At 71.1% G+C, this 20,414-nt stretch carries 18 protein-coding genes; 2 read left to right on the plus strand and 16 right to left on the minus strand.

Annotated elements, in window-relative coordinates:
• Positions 1–511: 511 nt before the first annotated feature.
• The 15 genes from tyrS to infC all read right to left on the minus strand — a co-directional run bounded on the left by tyrS (position 512) and on the right by infC (position 16,723).
• A complete protein-coding gene (tyrS, locus tag DEJ20_RS15530) occupies positions 512–1,825 on the minus strand; it encodes a tyrosine--tRNA ligase (protein ID WP_111235742.1) in 1,314 nt (437 codons plus the stop codon).
• Positions 1,826–1,888: 63 nt separating this feature from the next.
• Positions 1,889–2,587 carry a DNA-3-methyladenine glycosylase gene (locus tag DEJ20_RS15535; RefSeq protein ID WP_111235741.1) on the minus strand — a complete coding sequence of 233 codons (699 nt, stop codon included), beginning with the start codon at positions 2,585–2,587 and terminating at the stop codon, positions 1,889–1,891.
• Complete coding sequence (gene argH / locus DEJ20_RS15540; protein ID WP_017887965.1) at positions 2,584–4,020, minus strand: argininosuccinate lyase; 1,437 nt, start codon at positions 4,018–4,020, stop codon at positions 2,584–2,586. The genes DEJ20_RS15535 and argH overlap by 4 nt, the downstream gene beginning before the upstream one ends.
• Positions 4,021–4,058: 38 nt before the next feature.
• Positions 4,059–5,255 (minus strand): argininosuccinate synthase, encoded by a 1,197-nt coding sequence (locus DEJ20_RS15545; RefSeq protein ID WP_111235740.1) that lies wholly within the window; start codon positions 5,253–5,255, stop codon positions 4,059–4,061.
• Between the two features lie 18 nt (positions 5,256–5,273).
• The gene (argF, locus tag DEJ20_RS15550) at positions 5,274–6,197 is read right to left on the minus strand and encodes an ornithine carbamoyltransferase (RefSeq protein WP_110865444.1); all 924 of its coding nucleotides are present in this window, start codon (positions 6,195–6,197) and stop codon (positions 5,274–5,276) included.
• Positions 6,194–7,417: an acetylornithine transaminase gene (locus DEJ20_RS15555; RefSeq protein WP_110865443.1), complete on the minus strand. Its 1,224-nt coding sequence runs from the start codon at positions 7,415–7,417 to the stop codon at positions 6,194–6,196. Before DEJ20_RS15555 ends, argF begins: the two co-directional genes overlap by 4 nt.
• Positions 7,414–8,466, minus strand: coding sequence for an acetylglutamate kinase (gene argB / locus DEJ20_RS15560; protein WP_071405141.1), 1,053 nt, complete (start codon positions 8,464–8,466; stop codon positions 7,414–7,416). The genes DEJ20_RS15555 and argB overlap by 4 nt, the downstream gene beginning before the upstream one ends.
• Positions 8,466–9,665 (minus strand): bifunctional glutamate N-acetyltransferase/amino-acid acetyltransferase ArgJ, encoded by a 1,200-nt coding sequence (gene argJ / locus DEJ20_RS15565; protein WP_111032408.1) that lies wholly within the window; start codon positions 9,663–9,665, stop codon positions 8,466–8,468. The genes argB and argJ overlap by 1 nt, the downstream gene beginning before the upstream one ends.
• On the minus strand, positions 9,662–10,759 hold the full coding sequence (locus DEJ20_RS15570; RefSeq protein WP_111235739.1) for an N-acetyl-gamma-glutamyl-phosphate reductase: 1,098 nt from the start codon (positions 10,757–10,759) through the stop codon (positions 9,662–9,664). Before DEJ20_RS15570 ends, argJ begins: the two co-directional genes overlap by 4 nt.
• A gap of 77 nt (positions 10,760–10,836) precedes the next feature.
• Positions 10,837–13,329: a phenylalanine--tRNA ligase subunit beta gene (pheT, locus tag DEJ20_RS15575; RefSeq protein ID WP_111235738.1), complete on the minus strand. Its 2,493-nt coding sequence runs from the start codon at positions 13,327–13,329 to the stop codon at positions 10,837–10,839.
• On the minus strand, positions 13,329–14,369 hold the full coding sequence (pheS, locus tag DEJ20_RS15580) for a phenylalanine--tRNA ligase subunit alpha (protein WP_111235751.1): 1,041 nt from the start codon (positions 14,367–14,369) through the stop codon (positions 13,329–13,331). The genes pheT and pheS overlap by 1 nt, the downstream gene beginning before the upstream one ends.
• Positions 14,370–14,465: 96 nt before the next feature.
• Positions 14,466–15,317, minus strand: coding sequence for a TrmH family RNA methyltransferase (locus DEJ20_RS15585; protein ID WP_111235737.1), 852 nt, complete (start codon positions 15,315–15,317; stop codon positions 14,466–14,468).
• 65 nt (positions 15,318–15,382) lie between these two features.
• Positions 15,383–15,766, minus strand: a complete 384-nt coding sequence (rplT, locus tag DEJ20_RS15590; RefSeq protein WP_017887975.1) for a 50S ribosomal protein L20 — start codon at positions 15,764–15,766, stop codon at positions 15,383–15,385.
• Positions 15,767–15,793: 27 nt separating this feature from the next.
• Positions 15,794–15,988, minus strand: a complete 195-nt coding sequence (rpmI, locus tag DEJ20_RS15595) for a 50S ribosomal protein L35 (protein WP_017887976.1) — start codon at positions 15,986–15,988, stop codon at positions 15,794–15,796.
• 60 nt (positions 15,989–16,048) lie between these two features.
• Positions 16,049–16,723, minus strand: coding sequence for a translation initiation factor IF-3 (gene infC / locus DEJ20_RS15600; RefSeq protein WP_081827403.1), 675 nt, complete (start codon positions 16,721–16,723; stop codon positions 16,049–16,051).
• 314 nt (positions 16,724–17,037) lie between these two features.
• On the opposite strand from infC, the gene DEJ20_RS15605 reads away from it, so the two are divergent.
• Positions 17,038–17,388: a DUF1844 domain-containing protein gene (locus tag DEJ20_RS15605; RefSeq protein WP_027466553.1), complete on the plus strand. Its 351-nt coding sequence runs from the start codon at positions 17,038–17,040 to the stop codon at positions 17,386–17,388.
• A gap of 75 nt (positions 17,389–17,463) precedes the next feature.
• On the opposite strand, the gene DEJ20_RS15610 is transcribed toward DEJ20_RS15605, so the two are convergent.
• Positions 17,464–18,804, minus strand: coding sequence for a phosphotransferase (locus tag DEJ20_RS15610; RefSeq protein WP_258377192.1), 1,341 nt, complete (start codon positions 18,802–18,804; stop codon positions 17,464–17,466).
• Between the two features lie 128 nt (positions 18,805–18,932).
• On the opposite strand from DEJ20_RS15610, the gene DEJ20_RS15615 reads away from it, so the two are divergent.
• Positions 18,933–20,405, plus strand: coding sequence for a CYTH and CHAD domain-containing protein (locus DEJ20_RS15615; RefSeq protein ID WP_111235736.1), 1,473 nt, complete (start codon positions 18,933–18,935; stop codon positions 20,403–20,405).
• The last annotated feature ends 9 nt before the right edge of the window (positions 20,406–20,414 follow it).

Raw genomic sequence — 20,414 nt, forward strand, 5'->3', positions numbered from 1 at the left:
TTCAATCCAAAAGGAATTGCTTCATGACCCGGTCAGCAAGCCGACCAGGCACGAGGTCAATCAATAAATTGGCATTGACAATGTGCACGCTGTTGAGTTCTCAAGGACCAGACGCACTTGCTCCTCGGCTCGAGTTCGAGCTTCAGCCACAAGGCTTGTGTTCTTGGCTTGCCACCGGTTGTTCGTCGGACCCGGAGGTCCAGTGGCTCATCCCGAGGGGAGAGAACCGGTGGGCTTGTCATCCTAGGCGTCGAAGCAATCCGGCGCAAGGCCCGATCTGAACTTCAGTGGAGGATGGTCCCGCTTGAGGGCCGACGTGCTCTGGGCTTTCGCTCCAGCCGCTCCGCCGCACCTTTGGGGTGACGAGTAAGAACTATACGCAGCCCTGAGCGAGTGCGCCAAGCCAGCTCCCATCCCGGGCGTGTCGCGTTGTGCAACACACGTCGCCCGGACGCAGCGATGCCCGGTTCCACAGGGGAACCGGGCACCACAGGCGGTCGGGCAACCGGGATCAGGCGAGCGTCACGCCGGCGAGGGTCTTCTTGCCACGACGGAGGACGAGCACTCCCCCGGGCAGGGCGAGGTCGGACAGCGGGGCGGCAGGGTCTTCGGCCCGGACGTTGTTCACGGAGACACCGCCCTGGTCGATCGCGCGGCGAGCCTCACCGAGGGACTTCACGAGTCCGGTCTCCACGAGTGCGCGTGCGACGTCCGCTCCGGAGTCGAGCGTGACCGTGCCCGGCAGCGCGGCGATCGCCGACCGCAGGGTCTCCGGGTCCAGCGCACCGAGCTCGCCGTTGCCGAACAGCGCGGCCGCGGCATCGATCGCCGCCTGGGTCGCCGCCACCCCGTGCACGATCGAGGTGACCTCGAACGCCAGGGTCCGCTGGGCCTCTCGCCGGAAGGGTTCGTCGGCGACGGCCTGCTCGAGTCGTTCGATCTCGGCACGCGTCAGGAACGTGAACTCCCGCAGCCGGGCGATCACGTCGGCGTCCGCCGTGTTGAGCCAGAACTGGTACAGCGCGTAGGGCGAGGTCATCTCGGCATCGAGCCAGATCGCGTTGCCCTCGCTCTTGCCGAACTTCGTCCCGTCGGAGTTCGTGATGAGCGGGGTCCCGAGGGCGTGCACCGTGGCACCTTCGGCACGACGGATGAGTTCGGTACCGGAGGTCAGGTTGCCCCACTGGTCCGAGCCACCGGTCTGCAGCGTGCACCCGTACTGCCGGTAGAGCTCGCGGTAGTCGAGCCCCTGCAGGATCTGGTAACTGAACTCGGTGTAGCTGATCCCCGCATCGGAGTTCAGCCGCGCGGCCACCGCGTCCTTCTTGAGCATCGAGTTGACGCGGAAGTACTTGCCGACGTCACGAAGGAAGTCGATCGCGGACAAGGGGGCGGTCCAGTCGAGGTTGTTCACCAGGCGGACGCCGTTGTCGCCGTCCGGGCTGAGGAACCGGGACACCTGTGCCTGCAGCCGGGACACCCACTCCGCGACGGTCTCCGGGGTGTTCAGCGTGCGCTCGGCCGTGGGACGGGGATCGCCGATGAGACCGGTCGAGCCGCCCACCAACGCGAGCGGCTTGTGCCCGGCGAGCTGCAGCCGCCGCATGGTCAGGAGCTGCAGGAGGTTGCCGCAGTGCAGCGACGGCGCGGTCGGGTCGAAGCCGCAGTAGTACGTGATCGGCTCACCGTCGAGGGCCTCTTGCAGCGCGGTCTCGTCGGTCGAGACCTGCACCAGACCGCGCCACTGCAGTTCGTCCCACACCGAGTCGAAGGCCGGGTCGTTCTGCTGGCGCGTCAGGACGTCTTGAGCGGTATCACTGGACACCCCGCCATCGTAGCGGCGACGGACGTCCGGCAGGCGCGGCAGCCGGGAGGCCCGTGGCCGGGTTCACGAGTCGAGGGCGCCCTTGTGCCGTCGGTACGTCGAGACCGTGGGGTCACCCGTCAGCCAGAAGCGCCAGGGGTACCGCACCCCGCCGGCGATGCCGCCGACGCCGGTGCGCGGGCCGCGGGAGATGCGCGGGACCGCAGCGCCCGCGGGCGGACCGGCCAGGGTCTCGGACAGGAGCTCGTCGACCACGTGGGCCGGTCCGGCGGAGGCGAGCCGGGCCTCCAGGCCGGGTGCCAGGGTGAGCACGAACGGGCCGGACCCGTCGATGAGCGACGTGCCGTCGTCCTGCCCGAGGACCGCTCCGAGCGCACCACCGAGGTTGCCGGGCCCGCGTGCCAGGGCGACGTCCGCGACCTTCGACCCGCGACGCGCTCGCGCGACGTCGAGTCCTTCGACGACCTGCGCACCGCGCAGCAGCGAGCCCGACGAGGAGCCGGCCGGCCCGCTCACGACGTTGACGCAGGTGTGGATGCCGTACGAGCGGTAGGCGTACAGCGTGCCGGGCGGACCGAAGAGGTGGCGGTTGCGATCCGTCATCCCCCGGTGTCCGTGTGAGCCGGGGTCGGTGGGGCCGGAGTAGGCCTCGACCTCGGTGATGCGGAGCACCACGCCGCGCCCCGCGATCGTCGCACCGAGCAGGGCCGGCGCGACGATCGGGGCTGGCTCGGCGAGCAGCGCGGCGATCCCCCGGGTCATCGCGAGAAGGGTGCGCCCTCGGCCAGGTCGCGGACGCGGCGGGTGACGGACGCGAGCTGCTCGGCGACCCGGTCGGGTGCGGTGCCGCCGACGCCGGAGCGCGATGCGACGCTGCCCTCGATGGTCAGGACGGAACGGACGTCGGGCGTGAGGTGCTCGGACACCGACCGGTACTCGTCGTCAGTGGGCTCGTCGAGCTCGATGCCGCGCTCCTCGCAGTACCGGACGAGCGCGCCGGAGACCTCGTGCGCATCCCGGAACGGGACGCCCTGACGGACCAGCCACTCGGCGACGTCCGTCGCGAGCGAGAAGCCCTGCGGCGCGAGCTCGGCCATCCGGTCGGTGTCGAAGGTCAGGGTCGCGATCATGCCGGTGAACGCGGGCAACAGGACCTCGAGCGTGGCGACGGAGTCGAAGACCGGCTCCTTGTCCTCCTGCAGGTCGCGGTTGTACGCCAGCGGCAGTCCCTTGAGGGTCGCGAGGAGCCCGGTCAGGTTGCCGATCAGGCGCCCCGACTTGCCGCGGGCGAGCTCGGCGATGTCCGGGTTCTTCTTCTGCGGCATGATGCTCGAGCCGGTCGAGAACGCGTCGTGGAGCCGGACGAAGCCGAACTCCTTCGTGTTCCAGAGGATGACCTCTTCCGACAGGCGCGAGACGTCGATGCCGATCTGCGCGAGGACGAACGCGAACTCGGCGACGACGTCACGGGCTGCCGTGGCGTCGATCGAGTTGTCCGCCGGACGGTCGAAGCCGAGCTCCGCGGCGATCGCGGCGGGATCGAGGCCGAGGGAACTGCCCGCCAGCGCACCGGCACCGTACGGGCTGACGCTCGCGCGGCCGGCCCAGTCGCGGAGGCGCTCGAGGTCGCGGACGAGCGGCCAGGCGTGCGCGAGCAGGTGGTGGGCCAGGAGCACCGGCTGTGCGTGCTGCAGGTGCGTGCGCCCCGGCATGATCGCGGCCGGGTGCTCGGTCGCCTGCTGGGTGATCGCGTCGACGAGGTCGATCACGAGTCGGCCGATGCGCCGCCCGTGGTCGAGCATGTGCATGCGGCCGAGGGTGGCGATCTGGTCGTTGCGGCTCCGACCGGCACGGAGCTTGCCGCCGAGTTCGGGACCGAGGTCGGCGATGAGCAGGCGTTCGAGGGCGCCGTGGACGTCCTCGTCGGAGTCGTCGGGCTGCAGTGTGCCGTCAGCGTGCGCCGCTTCGAGTCGATCGAGGCCGGCGAGCATCCGTTCCAGCTCGTCGGCGGTGAGGTAGCCCGCGGTGTGCAGCGCTCGGGCGTGGGCACGGGACCCCGCGATGTCGTAGGGCGCGAGCTGCCAGTCGAAGTGCGTCGACTTCGAGAGCGCGGCGAGGGCCGCACTCGGGCCGTCGGCGAAGCGGCCGCCCCAGAGGGCACCGGTGTTGGTGGCGTCGGTCTTCTCGTCGGTCATGTCGTCCTGCGTCGTTTCGTCTGTGGTGCGGCTGTCGGTCAGTTCGCCGCGTCGCGGCGGGCGGAGATCTTGCTGGGCAGTGACCAGAGCTCGATGAACCCCCTGGACACGGACTGGTCGAACGCGTCGCCGGTGTCGGACGTCGCCAGGTCGAAGTCGTAGAGGCTCTGCTCCGACCGACGGCCCGTCACGGTGGCACGCCCGCCCTGCAGCCGCAACCGGACCTCGCCGGAGACGTGCTGCTGGGTGTGCTCGACGAAGGCGTCGAGGCTGCGCTTGAGTCCGCCGAACCACAGTCCGTCGTAGACCAGGTCGGCCCACTCGGACTCGACGCCGCGTTTGAACCGTGCGACGTCACGCTCGAGGGTGAGGCTCTCGAGCTCCTCGTGCGCGGCGATGAGCGCGATCGCGGCCGGCGCCTCGTAGACCTCGCGCGACTTGATGCCGACCACCCGGTCCTCGACGACGTCGATCCGCCCGACGCCGTGCTTGCCGGCGACCGCGTTGAGCTCCTGCACCATGCGCAGCACGCTGAACCGCTGCCCGTCGAGGGCGACCGGGACACCGCGGTCGAAGGTGATCGTGACCTCGTCGGCCTGCTGCGGGAGCGCCGGGTCCTGCGTGGTCGCGTAGAGGTCGTCTGCGGGGGCGGTCCACGGGTCCTCGAGGAGCCCGGTCTCGACCGCTCGGCCCCACACGTTCTGGTCGACCGACCACGGCTCCCGCTCCGAGTGCTGGATCGGCAGCCGGTGCTCCTCCGCGTAGGCGATGGCGCGGTCGCGGGTGAGGGCGAGGTCCCGCACCGGTGCGACGGTCCGCAGGTCCGGTGCGATCGCCGCGACGGCTGCCTCGAAGCGGACCTGGTCGTTGCCCTTGCCGGTGGAGCCGTGCGCGACGCTGTCGGCACCGAGTTGCTTCGCCGTCAGTGCGAGGTGCTTCGCGATGAGCGGGCGGCTCAGTGCCGAGACGAGCGGGTACCGCTTCTGGTAGAGCGCGTTGGCCCGGAGCGCCGGCACGATGTACTCGTCGGCGAACTCGTCCTTGGCGTCGACGACGAGTGACTCGACGGCGCCGCAGTCGAGCGCACGCTGCCGGACCGCCTCGAGGTCCTCGCCGCCCTGGCCGACGTCGACCACGAGTGCGACGACGTCCTTGCCGGTGGCGTCGCGCAGCCAGCCGATCCCGACGGAGGTGTCGAGACCGCCGGAGTACGCGAGGACGACGCGGTCAGCCACTGGTGATCGGTCCGTCGGCTAGTCGTTGGCGAGCAGCCAGGCCAGCAGCGCCTTCTGGGCGTGCAGACGGTTCTCCGCCTCGTCCCAGATGATGCTGCGCGGGCCGTCGATGACGTCGGCGGTCACTTCGAACCCCCGGTCGGCCGGCAGGCAGTGCATGAAGACGGCGTCGTCGGCGGCGTGCGCCATGAGCGCGTCGTCGACGCGGTACCCCGCGAAGGTGTCGAGGCGCGACTGCTTCTCGGACTCCTTGCCCATCGACACCCAGGTGTCGGTGACGACCACGTCGGCACCCGCGACCGCGGCCACCGGGTCGCTCACCACGAGGACGGAGCCGCCCGTCACGGCGGCGCGTTCCTCGGCGTCGGTGACGACCTGCGGCGACGGGGAGAACTCGGCGGGGGCTGCGACGCGGACGTGCATGCCCGCCGTCGCCCCGGCGAGCAGGTACGACTGCGCCATGTTGCTCGCACCGTCGCCGATGAATGCCACGGTCTGCCCGGCGAGGGCGCCGCGGTGCTCACGGATGGTGAGCAGGTCGGCGAGGAGCTGGCAGGGGTGGAAGTCGTCGGACAGCGCGTTGACGACGGGGACCGTCGTGCCGGCGGCCATCTCCTCGAGCCCGGCCTGACCGTAGGTGCGCCACACGATCGCCGACACCATGCGCTCGAGCACGCGGGCCGTGTCCGACGGGGTCTCCTTGCCGCCGAGCTGGCTGTTCGCCGTCGAGATGATCAGCGGGCTGCCGCCGAGGTCGGAGATGCCGACGTGGAAGGACACCCGCGTGCGGGTCGACGACTTGTCGAAGATCACCGCGACGCTCTGCGGACCGGCCAGCGGCTTCTCCGCCCAGCGGTCGGCCTTCATGCGGTCGGCGATGTCGAGGATCGCGGACTGCTCGGCCTGGCTCAGGTCGTCGTCACGGAGGAAGTGGCGGGTCATGCGGTGGGCTCCTGCGCTGCGGCGACGGCCGCGAGGCTCTGGGCGAGGATCGACAGGAACTCGTCGATCTCGGCGTCGGACACGATGAGCGGCGGCGCGATGCGCAGGCTCGACTCGTTGGGGGCGTTGATGATGAGGCCACGCTCGAGGGCGGCAGCGTTGACGGCCGGACCGATCGGACCGGTCAGACCGACGCCGATGAGCAGGCCGGTGCCACGGACCTCTTCCACCAGCGGGGAACCGATGGCGCGGATGCCGTCACGGATCCGCTCGCCCTTGACCACTGCGCCGGCGACGAGTTCCGCACGCTCGATCTCCTCGAGCACCGCGTTGGCGACGCGGGTGCCGAGCGGGTTGCCGCCGAAGGTCGACCCGTGCTGGCCGGCCGAGAACAGGTCGGACGCCCAGCCGAACGTGACGAGGGCGCCGATGGGGAAGCCACCGGCGATGCCCTTCGCGACGGTGATGGCGTCCGGCGTCACACCGTGGCCCTGGAACGCGAACCAGTTGCCGGTCCGGCCGACACCCGTCTGGATCTCGTCGAGGATCAGCAGTGCGCCGTGCTCCGCGGTCAGTCGGCGTGCCGCCAGCAGGAAGCCCTCCGGCAGGTCGACCACGCCGGCCTCGCCCTTGATGGGTTCGAGGATCAGGGCGGCGACGGAGTCGTCGATCGACGCTTCGAGCGCCTCGATCGAGGTGTCGATGTGCTCGACACCCGGGATCATCGGCAGGAAGTCCTGCTGCAGCGCGGGCTTGCCGGTGAGCGCGAGGGCACCCATCGTGCGCCCGTGGAAGCCCTGCTTGAGCGCGAGGATCCGGGTCTTCGTGCCGTCCGCACCCTTGTTGAGGCGGGCCAGCTTGAACGCGGCCTCGTTCGCCTCGGCGCCGGAGTTGCCGAAGTAGACACGGCCGGCGTCGCCCGCACCGGTGATGCGCTTGAGGCGCTCGGCGAGTTCGAGCTGCGGCGGGGTGGCGAAGTAGTTCGACACGTGCACGAGCTTCGCGGCCTGGTCAGCGATCGCCTCCACCAGGGCGGGGTGCGCGTGGCCGAGCGAGTTCACCGCGATGCCGGCGAGGAAGTCGAGGTACTCGTTGCCGTCGACGTCCCAGACGCGGCAGCCCTGGCCACGCTCGAGCATGATCTTGGGCGGGGTCAGGGATCGCATGAGCGACGCCCCGAACCGGTCGTTCCAGGTCTCGGTCTGCGTCTCGGTGCTCACTGCTGGTGTCCCTTCTCGTCCGTACCCGCCACGTGCTGGCCGGTACTGCTGTCGATCGACGGCGACGCCACGCGACGGCCGATCTCGGCGTGGGTCATCTGGTTCTCGGTTCGTCGGCTCGGGTCCGGGATCACCTCGGTGCCCGCACCCCGCAGGGTGAAGACCTCGAGCAGGATCGAGTGCGGGATCCGGCCGTCGATGATCGTCGCACCGCCGACCCCGCCGACCACGGCGTCCAGGCACGCGGTCATCTTCGGGATCATCCCGGACTCGAGGCTCGGCAGGAGTTCGCGGAGCTCGTCGACGGCGATGAGGTCGACGATCGAGTCACGGTCGGGCCAGTTGCGGTACAGGCCGGGGACGTCGGTGAGCATCATGAGCTTCGAGGCCCGCAGCGCGATCGCCAGGGCACCCGCCGCAGCGTCCGCGTTCACGTTGAGTGCCTGGTCGGGGTGCGCGTCGTCGATCGCGATGCTCGAGACGACCGGGATCCGGCCGGCCTCGATCGCGGCGAGCACGCCGGACGGGTCGACGTGGGTGATGTCCCCGACGTGGCCGAGGTCGTACTCCTGTCCGTCGACGACGACACCCTTCTTCTCGCCGGTGAACAGCGAGCCGCCGTCGCCGAACACGCCGACGGCCAGGCCCTCGCCGTGTTCGTTCACCAAGTCGACGATCTCGCGGTTGACCTCGCCGGCCAGGACGTCGCGGACGACGGTGATCGCCTCGGTCGTCGTGACGCGGTAGCCGCCGCGGAACTCGGACTCGATGCCCTGTTCCTTGAGGGCCGCGGAGATCTGCGGGCCGCCGCCGTGCACGACGACGGGGTGCAGACCGGCGTACCGCAGGTAGACCATGTCCTCGGCGAAGGCGCGCTTCAGGTCCTCGTTCACCATGGCGTTGCCGCCGAACTTGACCACGACGACCTTGCCCGAGAAGCGCTTCAGCCAGGGCAGCGACTCGATGAGCGTCGCGGCCTTGACCGCGGCGAACTCGTGTTCTTCTTCCTTCGTGAGGGGCGTGCCGGCCCCGTTCGTGTCCGCCGCCATCAGCTGGAGTACGCGCTGTTCTCGTGCACGTAGTCGTGCGTGAGGTCGTTGGTCAGGATCGTGGCCGAGTGCGTGCCGACACCGAGGTCGATGCGCACGTGGGTGTCACGAGGGGTCAGGTCGACGGTGTCGCTCGGCTCGTCGGGTGCGCCCGCGTGGCAGACCCGGACGCCGTTCATGCTGACGTCCACCGCGTACGGGTCGAACTCGGCGTCGGTCGTACCGATCGCCGCGAGCACCCGGCCCCAGTTCGGGTCGTTGCCGAAGACAGCCGCCTTGAACAGGTTGTTCCGGGCGACGCTCCGACCGACGGTCACGGCGTCGTCCTCCGTCGCGGCGTGCACGACCTCGATCGCGATGTCGTGGCTCGCACCCTCGGCGTCCTGCTGCAGCTGGCGGGCCAGATCGGCGCAGACCGCGGTCAGGGCTTCCTGGAAGTCACCGACCTCGGGCGTCACGCCGCTCGCACCCGACGACAGCAGCACGACGGTGTCGTTCGTGGACATGCAGCCGTCGGAGTCGACCCGGTCGAACGTGATGCGGGTGGCGGCACGGAGCGCCTGGTCGAGCTGGTCCGGCGTCTGCACGGCGTCGGTCGTGATGACGACGAGCATCGTCGCGAGGCCCGGGGCGAGCATCCCGGCGCCCTTGGCCATGCCGCCGACGGTCCAGCCGTCCTCGGTCACGACGGACTGCTTGGCCTTCGTGTCCGTCGTCATGATCGCGGTCGCCGCGTCCGGGCCGCCGTCGCTGCTGAGTGCAGTGCTCGCCAGGTCGACGCCACGGAGCACGTTGTCGCGGAAGGTCTGGTCGCCGACACCGATGAGCCCGGTGGAGCAGACGACGACGTCGCCGGCTCCGATCCCGAGGGCGTCGCCCACGGCCTCGGCCGTCAGGTGCGTGGTCTGGAAGCCGAACGGGCCGGTGAAGCAGTTCGCGCCGCCGGAGTTCAGGACGACGGCACGGGCGACGCCGTCCCCGACGACCTGGCGGGACCAGATCACGGGGTGCGCCTGTGCCCGGTTGCTGGTGAAGACGGCGGCCACGGCCGCGTCGGGGCCGTCGTTGACGACGAGGGCCACGTCCGGCTTGCCGCTCGTCTTGAGGCCTGCGGTGACACCGGCGGCGCGGAAGCCCGCTGCCGCTGTGACGCCCTGGAGGCCCGGCTCGGTCTGGGTGGTCGTGCCTGCGTCGGTCACGGTGCGACTCCGTCCACGCTGAGGCCCGTGGTCTCGGGGAGACCGAGGGCGATGTTCGCCGACTGGACGGCGGCGCCGGCCGTGCCCTTGGCGAGGTTGTCGAGCGCGGTCACCGCGACGACGCGGCCGGCGGCCTCGTCGACGGCGATGCCGACGAGCGCGGTGTTCGCACCGATCGTGTCCGCGACCCGGGGGAACTCGCCCTCGGGCAGCAGGTGGACGAAGGGCTCGTCGGCGTACGCCTGCTCCCAGGCGAGTCGGACGTCGCGTGCGCTGACGCCGGGCGAGAGCTTCGCGGTGGTGGTCGCCAGGATGCCCCGCGACATCGGGACCAGGACCGGCGTGAACGAGATCGTCACGTCGGCGGCCCCCGCGACCTGCAGGTTCTGCTGGATCTCGGGGACGTGCCGGTGCGAGCCGCCGACGGCGTACGCGCTGGCGGACCCCATGATCTCGGAGGCCAGGTAGGTGGTGGACAGCTTCTTGCCGGCACCGCTTGGGCCGACGCTGAGCACCGCGACGAGGTCGTCGGACTCGACGAGGCCGGCCTGGATGCCCGGCTGGATGCCGAGCGTCACCGCGGTGACGTTGCAGCCGGGGACCGCGATGCGCTTCGTGCCGACCAGGGCGGAACGCTGCTTGCCCTGCGACGCGATGTCGTCGACCTCGCGCCATTCATCGGCCGAACCCGGGGTGGGCGCCGCGAGCAGGAGCTCGGGCAGCCCGTAGGTCCACGCGCCGAAGTAGTCACCGCCGTAGAACCGCTCCCACGCCGCCGGGTCCGTCAGCCGGTGGTCCGCGCCGCAGTCGATGACGAGCGTGTCGTCGCCGAGTTCCGCGGTGATCGCACCCGACTGGCCGTGCGGCAGCGCCAGGAACACCACGTCGTGCCCGCGCAGCGTCTCGGCCGTCGTCTCCGCCAGGGTCAGGTGCGACAGTGAACGGAGGTGCGGCTGGGTCGCGATCAGGGGCTGTCCGGCGTTCGAGAACGCCGTCACCGTCCTGACCTCGAACTCGGGGTGGGCGGAGAGCACGCGCAGGAGCTCACCACCCGCGTAGCCGGAGGCTCCCGCCACGGCGACGGATACGGACATGGGATTCCACCTTTGGTCGGACTGGTCGTCGAGAGAGTCGGAGGCGGCGACCCCGGGCGGTGCTGATCCCGTGTGGGTCAGTCGCGCAGGGTCGCCCCGAATCGCTCGCCGGCACGTCGGACAGCGCCGTCACGGGCCTCGGTGGCCTCGGCAGCGGTCAGCGTGCGGTCCGTGGCACGGAAGCGCAGGGCGAACGTCAGGGACTTCTGTCCCTCGTCCACGCCGGAGCCCCGGTAGTCATCCACGAGCCGAGCATACTCCAACAGGTCTCCGGCGCCAGAGCGCACCGCATCCAGCACGTCACCGGCCGGCACGCTGGCATCGACGACGAGCGAGAGGTCCTGCGTGGCCGCCGGGTAGGAGACGATCGGCGCGACCGCGACGAGTTCCGGGGCCGCGGCGACCAGCGCGTCGAGGTCGAGCTCGACGACCGCCACCACCCGGGGCAGGACGGCGGCCTCGGCCAGTTCGGGCAGGAGCTCACCAGCGACGCCCACGACCGTGCCGTCGACGAGCAGCGACGCGGCCCGGCCCGGGTGGAGGGACGGGTGGATCGTCTGCGCGACGGTGAGTTCCACACCGACGGCCCAGGCGACCTGGCGGGCAGCGTCGATCGCGTCGGCGATGCCGAACGGTTCCGCCGTGGTGCCGGGCTGCTTGACGACCCGGTGGCCGGTGAGCAGCGCGGCGACGTGGAAGGGCTGGGCGGGCAGCGAGGCGTCCAGCGCCTCGAGCGTCGCACGGTCGGGCCGGGCGGCGCCCGCCGGGACCTCGTCGGTGCCGAGCGTCACGCCCGTCACCGGCAGGAACACCCGGGACCCCTCGTAGAGCGCGACGTCGACGAGCCCGCGCGACACGTTGCGACGGGCAGCGTCGACCAGGGCCGGAACGCCGCTCCGGCGCAGGAGGTTCTGCTCGCTGTCCAGGGCGTTCGCGAGCACGACGCTCGGTCCGCCCTGCGGGTCGATCCCCGGGTAGGCGTCCTGCGTGGCCGCCGACACGAACGGTGCCGTGACGACCTCGGTCAGGCCCGCCGCGGCCAGCGCCGAGGCGACCCGACGACGAGCCTGCTGGTGCCGGGTCAGGCCCCGGCCGGGCGGCGCGACCGGCAGCACGCTCGGGATCCGGTCGTAGCCGACGATGCGCGCAACCTCTTCGACGAGGGTGGTGTCGTCGGTCAGGTCGGGACGCCAGGTGGGCGGGGTGACCGCGAGCTGCTCGCCGTCGGCCTCGACCGTGGCGCCGATCGCGCGGAGCGTGTCGATGACCTCGGCGTCGGTGTACTCGACACCGACGAGCTCGGCCGGACGCGAGAGCCGCATCGTCACGGTCGCCCGCGGCTCGGTGTCGACGAGCGTCGACCCGAGGGCGTCAGCGGTGCCGCCGGCGAGCTCGACGAGGAGCTCGACGGCACGGTTCGCCGCGGCCTCGGCCACCTGCGGGTCGACCCCGCGCTCGAAGCGACGGGATGCCTCACTGGGGAGCTTGTGGCGACGAGCGGTGCGGGCGATGGAGACCTGGTCGAACCCGGCGGCCTCGATCAGGACGTCGGTGGTGCTCGCCGAGATCTCGGTGCGGGCTCCGCCCATGACGCCGGCGAGGCCGACGGGACCGTCGTCGTCGGTGATGACGAGGTCTTCGGGGTCGAGCTTCCGGACCGTGCCGTCGAGGGTCTCGAGCGTCTCGCCAGCGGTCGCCCGGCGCACGCCGAGGCCGCCCGCGACGGTCTGCAGGTCGTAGCCGTGGAGCGGCTGGCCGAGCTCGAACATGACGTAGTTCGTGACGTCGACGGGCAGGGAGATCGAGCGCACCCCGGCCAGCGACAGGCGCGACACCATCCAGGACGGTGTCTTCGCGGTCGGGTCGATCCCGCGCACGACGCGCGTGACGAACGTCGACGCTCCGGCCCGACCCCGGATCGGGGCCTGGTCGTCGATCGTGACCCGGAACCCCTCGGCCGCACGCGGCGCGACGCGGTCGACGGGGTCGTGGAAGCTGGCTCCGGTGGCATGCGCGTACTCACGGGCGACCCCGCGCATGCTGAGGACGTAGCCGCGGTCCGGCGTGACGTTGATCTCGACCGCGGCGTCGTCGAGGCCGAGGAGCGCGATGGCGTCGGCACCGACGGTGGGGTCCATGCCGAGGTCAGCGAAGCGCAGGATGCCGTCGTGCTCGTCGCCCAGCCCGAGCTCGCGGGCCGAGGCGATCATGCCGTCGGACACGTGCCCGTAGGTCTTGCGGGCGGCGATCGGGAACGGCCCCGACAGGACCGCGCCGGGCAGCGTGACGACCACCAGGTCGCCGACGTCGAAGTTGTGCGCGCCGCAGACGATGCCGCGGGGCTCGGCTTCGCCGACGTCCACCTGGCACCAGTTGATGGTCTTGCCGTTCTTCTGCGGCTCGGGGACGCGCTCGAGGACCCGACCGACCACGATGGGACCGGTCAGGTCGAAGGTGTGGACGTCCTCTTCCTCGAAGCCGACCGACACGAGCGCCGCGTGGACGTGCTCGAGGGTGACGTCCTCGGGGAGGTCGACGGACTCACCGAGCCAACGGAGTGGGACGCGCATCAGACCACCGTTCCGAACTGCTGCGAGAAGCGGATGTCGCCCTCGAGGAAGTCACGCATGTCGTTCAGGCCGTTGCGGAACTGCAGCGTCCGCTCGATGCCCATGCCGAACGCGAAGCCCTGGTACTCGTCCGGGTCGATCCCGGCGGCACGCAGGACGTTGGGGTTCACCATGCCGCAGCCACCCCACTCGACCCACCGCGCGCCACCCTTGGCGTTCGGCTGCCAGACGTCCATCTCGGCGCTGGGCTCGGTGAACGGGAAGTAGTTCGGGCGGAGCCGGATCTGCGCCTCGGCGCCGAACATCTGCCGGGCGAAGTGCTCGAGGGTGCCGCGCAGGTGCGCCATCGTCAGGCCCTTGTCGATCGCGATGCCCTCGACCTGGGTGAAGACCGGCAGGTGCGTGGCGTCGAGCTCGTCGGCACGGTAGACCCGACCCGGCGCGATCACGTACAGCGGGAGGTCACGCGACAGCAGCGACCGCACCTGCACCGGCGAGGTGTGGGTGCGCATGACCAGGTGCCGGTCGACGGGCTCGACGAAGATCGTGTCCGCCATGGCCCGGGCCGGGTGGTCCTGGTCGAAGTTCAGGGCGTCGAAGTTGAACCACTCGTGCTCGAGCTCGGGGCCTTCTGCCACTTCCCACCCCATGCCGACGAAGATGTCGGCGACGGCTTCGTTCAGCAGCGAGAGCGGGTGGCGGGAGCCGGTGGCGCGGTGGACCGGCAACGCGGTGACGTCGACGCGCTCGGCTTCGAGCCGTGCGCGCTCCTCGGCCGCCGCGAGCACGGATTCCTGCTCGGCGATCGCCGCGTTCACCCGCCCACGGGCCTGCCCGACGAGCTTGCCCGCCGCGGCCTTCTGCTCCGGCGGCACACTGCGCATCGATGCGTTCATCCGCGCCAACGGTGACTGCTCACCGGTGTGCTCGGCCCTGGCCTGCTTCAGTTCGGCGACCGTCGTCGTGGCACGGACGGCGGCGAGGGCCGCGTCCACCGCGTCGGCGACGGCCGATTCGCTGATCTCGAGAGGTTCTGACACGAGACCCAAGCCTACCGGCCGTCGGGATACCACCCACCTGCACCGAGCGGACGGTGGATGACCGACGCCGACGACCGGCCCGGGGAGGGAGGAGCGTCAGCTCCGGAGCGCGAAGGCCGACTCGTACAGGCACACCGACGCAGCGGTGGCGAGGTTCATCGACTCCGCCTGCCCGTAGATCGGCACCTTGACGGCCCGGTCGACGAGCGCCAGGTCGTCGGCGGTGAGTCCGCGGGCCTCGTTGCCGAAGACCCACGCGGTCGGACCGTCGAGCATCCCCTCGGCGCGGACCACCGGCAGGTCGTCGCCGGAGACGTCCGCCGCGAGCACCGTGTAGCCGAGGGCCTTCGCCCGCTCGATCGTGTCGGCCAGGGTCACGCCGACGGACACCGGGACGTGGAACAGGGACCCGGTCGTCGACCGGACGACCTTCGGGTTGTACGGGTCGACCGAGCGTCCGGTCAGCACCACCGCGTCGGCGCCGGCCGCGTCGGCGGCCCGGATGATCGTGCCCGCGTTCCCCGGGTCCCGCACCTCTTCGAGGATGGCGACCAGTCCGGGCAACGCGGCCTGGTCGTCGGACGCATCACGGGCCTCCTGGGCGGCGGCGGCCGCAGCGCGGTCCGGGAAGACGTCCTTCACCGACGTCGGGAACTGCTGGCACACCGCCACCACGCCCTGCGGAGTGACCGTGTCGGCCATCGCGTCGAGCACCTGCTCGGTCACGAACCACGTGTCCACCGGCGCGTCGTCGAGCCCGTAGCGGGCTGCGGCGGTCGGCGTCACGTAGAGCTCGCGCAGGAGCTCCGGGGCGTACTCCAGCGCTTCGCGGACGGCTTGGGGCCCTTCCAGCAGGAACAGGCCGGTCTCGGCCCGGACGTCCTTCTTGGCCAGGGCCGCAACGGCCTTCACGCGTCCGGCACGGGGGTTCTCGAGGAGATCGCTCACGACCCAAGTCTAGGAACGACGAAACCCCCGCCGTGCGGCGGGGGTTTCGCGAGCAGAAGAACTGACTACGCAGCCTTCGGGGCCGAGGTGTCGGCCGGGAGGGCCTTCTTCGCGGTCTCGACGAGCGCGGTGAAGGTCTCGGGGTTGTTCACCGCGAGGTCGGCAAGGATGCGACGGTCGACCTCGACGCCGGCCAGGTTGAGACCCTGGATGAGGCGGTTGTAGGTCAGGCCGTTCGCACGGGACGCAGCGTTGATGCGCTGGATCCACAGGCGACGGAACTCGCCCTTCTTCGCGTGACGGTCGCGGTACGCGTAGACGAGGGAGTGGGTGACCTGCTCCTTGGCCTTGCGGTACAGGCGCGAACGCTGGCCGCGGTAGCCCTCGGCGCGTTCGAGGATGACGCGGCGCTTCTTGGCGGCGTTGACCGCTCTCTTTACTCGTGCCATTGCACTATTCCTTTACGATCCGGGGGCTCAGTGGCCGAGGAGCTTCTTGACGTTCTTCGCGTCACCCTTGGAGAGGACCTGGTCCTCGTTCAGGCGGGCCTTGCGCTTGGAGCTCTTGACCTCGAGGTTGTGACGCATACCGGCCTGCTGCTTCATGATCTTGCCGGTACCGGTGACCTTGAAGCGCTTCTTCGACCCGGAGTGGGTCTTCTGCTTGGGCATGGTGGTGCCTTTCCGTGGGATGGATGGGGGGCCGCGTCGTTGCGGGTTCGGTCCGGGGACCTATTCGGCCGCGGCGTCCGTGGATTCCGCAGCTGCCTCGGACGTGGAACCGGCCTCGGCCTCGTCCTTGCCCTTCGCGGCGTGCTCGGTGGCACGACGCTCGGCCTTCTGTGCAGCACGCTTGGCGTTCTGCTCGCCCTTGACGTCGGACTTGTTCTTGAGCGGGGCGATGATCATCGTCATGTTGCGACCGTCCTGGGTCGGACGCGACTCGACGACACCGAACTCGGCGATCTCTTCCGCGAACTTCTGGAGGAGACGGACACCCTGCTCCGGACGCGACTGCTCGCGGCCACGGAAGAGGATCATCGCCTTCACCTTGTCGCCGCCGAGGAGGAACCCCTCGGCGCGCTTGCGCTTCGTCTCGTAGTCGTGCACGTCGATCTTCAGGCGGAAACGGACCTCTTTCAGGTCCGTGTTCACCTGGTTGCGACGAGCTTCCTTGGCCTTCTGAGCGGCCTCGTACTTGAACTTGCCGTAGTCCATGATCTTGGCCACGGGCGGCTTCGAGTTCGGCGCGACCTCGACCAGATCCAGTTCGGCTTCCTGCGCGAGACGCAGTGCCATGGCGATCGGGACAACGCCGACCTGCTCACCCTGCGGACCGACGAGTCGGACTTCGGGAACGCGGATTCGGTCGTTGGTACGGGGATCGGTGATGCGGAGCTCCTTCAATCAGGTGGTGGCCGTCCGGAGCGTTTGCCCTGGACGACAGCACGAGAGAGGAGATCTGACGCACGGGATGTCGACCCGTTCGGCAGCCGCCCTGCATCGGATCCGTGGGATCCGACCGACGAGTGCAACACGTGCACTCGCGGAGCGGTGGTGACCCGGTAGCCTGGTGGAACGCGGCCGCGGGTGGGAGAGACTCCTCTTTCGTGACACCGTCCGGGTGTTGTCGAGGATCTTGATCTCAGGAGAACTGATGTCAAGGGAACTGACGGCACACGGACAGCATCTGCCGCGAGCAAGCCTAGCAGAGGAGCACCGTGAGCGACACCCCGATCGACGACACCGGCATCGACGCCGCCAGGGACATCGCGGAGGTGCCGGCGGTCGAACTCATCAACACCGTTGCGGTGCACCTGCTCAGTGCCGCGGCCGTCAAGGTCGGCCTGGCAGACGACCCGCAGGAGCAGACCGACCTGGACGAGGCACGGAAGCTCATCACCGCGCTGGCCGGCCTGGTCACCGCAGCCGCGACCGAGATCGGCGACCACCACGCCCGTCCGCTCCGCGACGGGCTGCGTTCGCTGCAGCTCGCCTTCCGCGAGGCGTCGGCGATCCCGGACCCGATCGGTGCCGGACCGGGCGAGAAGTACACGGGTCCCGTCAACTAGACGACGTCACCCGGTGACGGACGGGAGGCCCGTGGCGGTGTCGCCACGGGCCTCCCGTCCGTTCGTGGGTCGCGGTCAGGACCCGCTGTCGCCGACCAGGCGCGCGACGGCCGCGAGCGGGATGCCGACCCAGTCGGGTCGGTTGCGGGTCTCGTAGACGACCTCGTAGACCGCCTTGTCGAGCTCGAAGGCGTCGAGCAGCGCGCTGTGGGCGGCGAGGTCCGCGCCGGCGCCCCGCTGGTAGCCCTCGAGGAAGCGTGCCCGCGCCTCGGCTGCCCAGGCGGCCGCGTCGACCGGTTCGGCGTCGTGCGCCAGCGCACCCGCGACGTAGTCGAACGAGCGGAGCATGCCCGCGACGTCGCGCAGGGTGACGTCCGGCAGCGAGCGTTCGTCGAGGGGGCGGAGGGGCTCGCCCTCGAAGTCCAGGAAGACCCAGCCGCGGGGCTCCGGTGCCGACAGGACCTGTCCGAGGTGCAGGTCACCGTGGATGCGCTGCAGGTCCGGCCAGATTGCTTCGGCGGCACGGGCGTAGACCGCGCGGACGGCGTCGGCGTGGTCGGCGACGGCCGGGGCCTCGCGGGAGGCGGTGTCGAGTCGGGCGTGCATCGTCGCGACGGCGGCGTCCCGTCGGGGCGCGTCGGCCGGTTCCGTCGGCAGCGCTCCGGCGAGGGTGCGGTGCACGTCGGCGAGCGCGGTGCCGAGCTGCTCGGCGCGGTCACCGAACGGCGTGCCAGCCTGCGCCTCCTGCAGGGCGACGCGCCAGGCGTCGTCGAGCCCGGGGAGGAACTCCTGGGCGAAGGCGAGGTGCCCCGTCGCCGTGCCGTCCGGGCGTCCGACGTCGGGCCAGTCTGCACGGAGGGCGCCGTAGACCCGCGGCACGCGCGTGCTGCCCGCCGCCGTGAGGGCGAGCTGCGTGGTCACGTCGGGGTTGTCGCCGTGGTGCAGCACGCGGAAGACCTTGATGATGACGCGGTCGCCGGACTCGGTGTCGCAGATGACCGACGTGTTGGACTGCTCACCCGTCAGGACGCGGGCGGCGGTGACCCGACCGATCGGGCTGAGGCTGTCCGGTGCCGCGTCGATGCGTGCGGCGAGTGCCGACACCCACGCGAGGTCGGTTGTGGCGTCGACGATCGCGCCGTCGGCGTCGCTGGTGATCGGCGACTGGTAGAGGACGGGGACCGCGGGAGCCTCGTCGAGCACCAGCCGGGACCCGTCGTCGGTCGAGATCGTCCGGAGGCGTGGCAATGACCCCTTCGAGGCGTACCAGCGGCGGTCGGCGATCCAGGACTCGAGGTCGCGGTCGCTCGGCGTGCTGGTGTCCGGGGCGCTGGTGTCGGGGGCGCTGGCGTCTGCGCGGGTGTCTGCGCTCGTGTCTGCGCGGGTGTCGGGGGCGCTGGGTGCTCCGTCGCTCATGCAGCGGAACCTACGCGCCGGGGCCTGGCGAGGTGCCGAGTCCCCCACAGGACGGGCCGGGCCGGGCTCCGTCCACAGAGCCCCGATGCCCCCGGTCTGACACGGGTGCGTCGGACGACACTTGCGGCATGCCCCGATCCGCTGCCGCTCCTCCCCCCGCCGCTGACGCTGCACGTGCGCTCCCCGACCCCCGCCGGGCCTGGCGGATCCTCGACGACCGCAGGCTCCCCGCGCTCGAGCCGTTCGCCGCCGACGTCCGCCGCCACGGAGCGGTGACGGTGCGCGAGACGGTGTGGGACTCCGACGACCGGGTACTCGCCGCAGAGGGCGTCGTGCTCACACGCTTGCCGGACGGCGACTGGACGATCGACCGGGGCGGGCACGGGACCGGCCCGGAACCGCTCGGGGGCGTGTCCGACGATCCCCCACGGGACGCCGTCGAGGTGTTCCTGCGTGGTCGTCCACTGCGGACCGTCCTGGTCCGTGACACCACCACGACGCTCGTGACCCTCCGTGGCAGGGACGGCCGGGTGCGGGCCGAGGTCGCCGACGTGCGCGTGGACGACGGCGACCCGGACACCACCGTGCTGCGATCGTCGCGGTGGTGGGCGCTGACGGACGACGGACGCGACGGTGCCACGGCACGAGCGGCCGAACGAGCGCTGCACGACGCGGCGACCGATCCGGTGGACGTTTCGTCGGTGCCGCTCCCCCGGGGCCCGGAGCCGGTGCCGGAGCGCCGACGCGGCCGGGCGAAGCGCCCCCGGCCGGACACCGCCGCGGGGTTCGTCCTGCGGGTGCTCGATGCCCTGCGGCGCGACCTGGTCGCGGCGGACCCCCGGGTACGGGCCGACGAGTCCGAGGCCGTGCACGACCTGCGGAAGGTGCTGCGCCGCCTGCGGAGCGTGCTCGCGGCGTTCCGCGGCGCGCTCGACCGCCAGGCGACCGAAGACCTCCGTGCCGCCCTTGCCGAGACCGGACGGATCGCCGGGACCGCTCGCGATGCCGAGGTGCTGCACGCCGGCCTGTCCCGGTCGGCGGCACACGCCCCCGACGGGTACGTGGACGCCGAGACCCTCGACCGCATCGCTTCGGAGACCGCGGAACGTCGCAGCGTCGCCGCGTCCGAACTCCGGCGAGCGCTGCGCTCCGACGCCTGGTTCCGGACACTCGATGCCCTCGACGACCTGCTGCTCCGGGCACCGGCCGGCCCGCACGCGGACGACGACGCGGCCACGTTCGCCGCCCGGCGCATCCGGCACGAGCGGGCACGCGTCGGTCGGCTGATGGGTGATCCGAGCGATGACCTCGACACCCTGCACGAGGTCCGGAAGGCCGCGCGCCGGTTGCGCTACGCACTGCAGGCGGCCGGTGACGTGCCCGACGCCGGGAAGCGCCGGCTCGGTCGACTGCGACGGGTGCAGGAGACCCTCGGCGAGACGCTCGACGCCGCACACGCCGCCGATGCGTACCGACGGCTTGCAGCCGTGGCAGCGCAGCACGGCGAGGACACGTTCGGGTACGGCGTCCTGGCGACGACCGAGCAGACGGCCAGCACGCAGGGCCTGCGCCGAGCACGGAAGCTGCTCGCGCGGCTCTGACCGGGTGCG

It is taken from the genome of Curtobacterium sp. MCSS17_005 (assembly GCF_003234225.2).
Classification (GTDB): domain Bacteria; phylum Actinomycetota; class Actinomycetes; order Actinomycetales; family Microbacteriaceae; genus Curtobacterium; species Curtobacterium flaccumfaciens.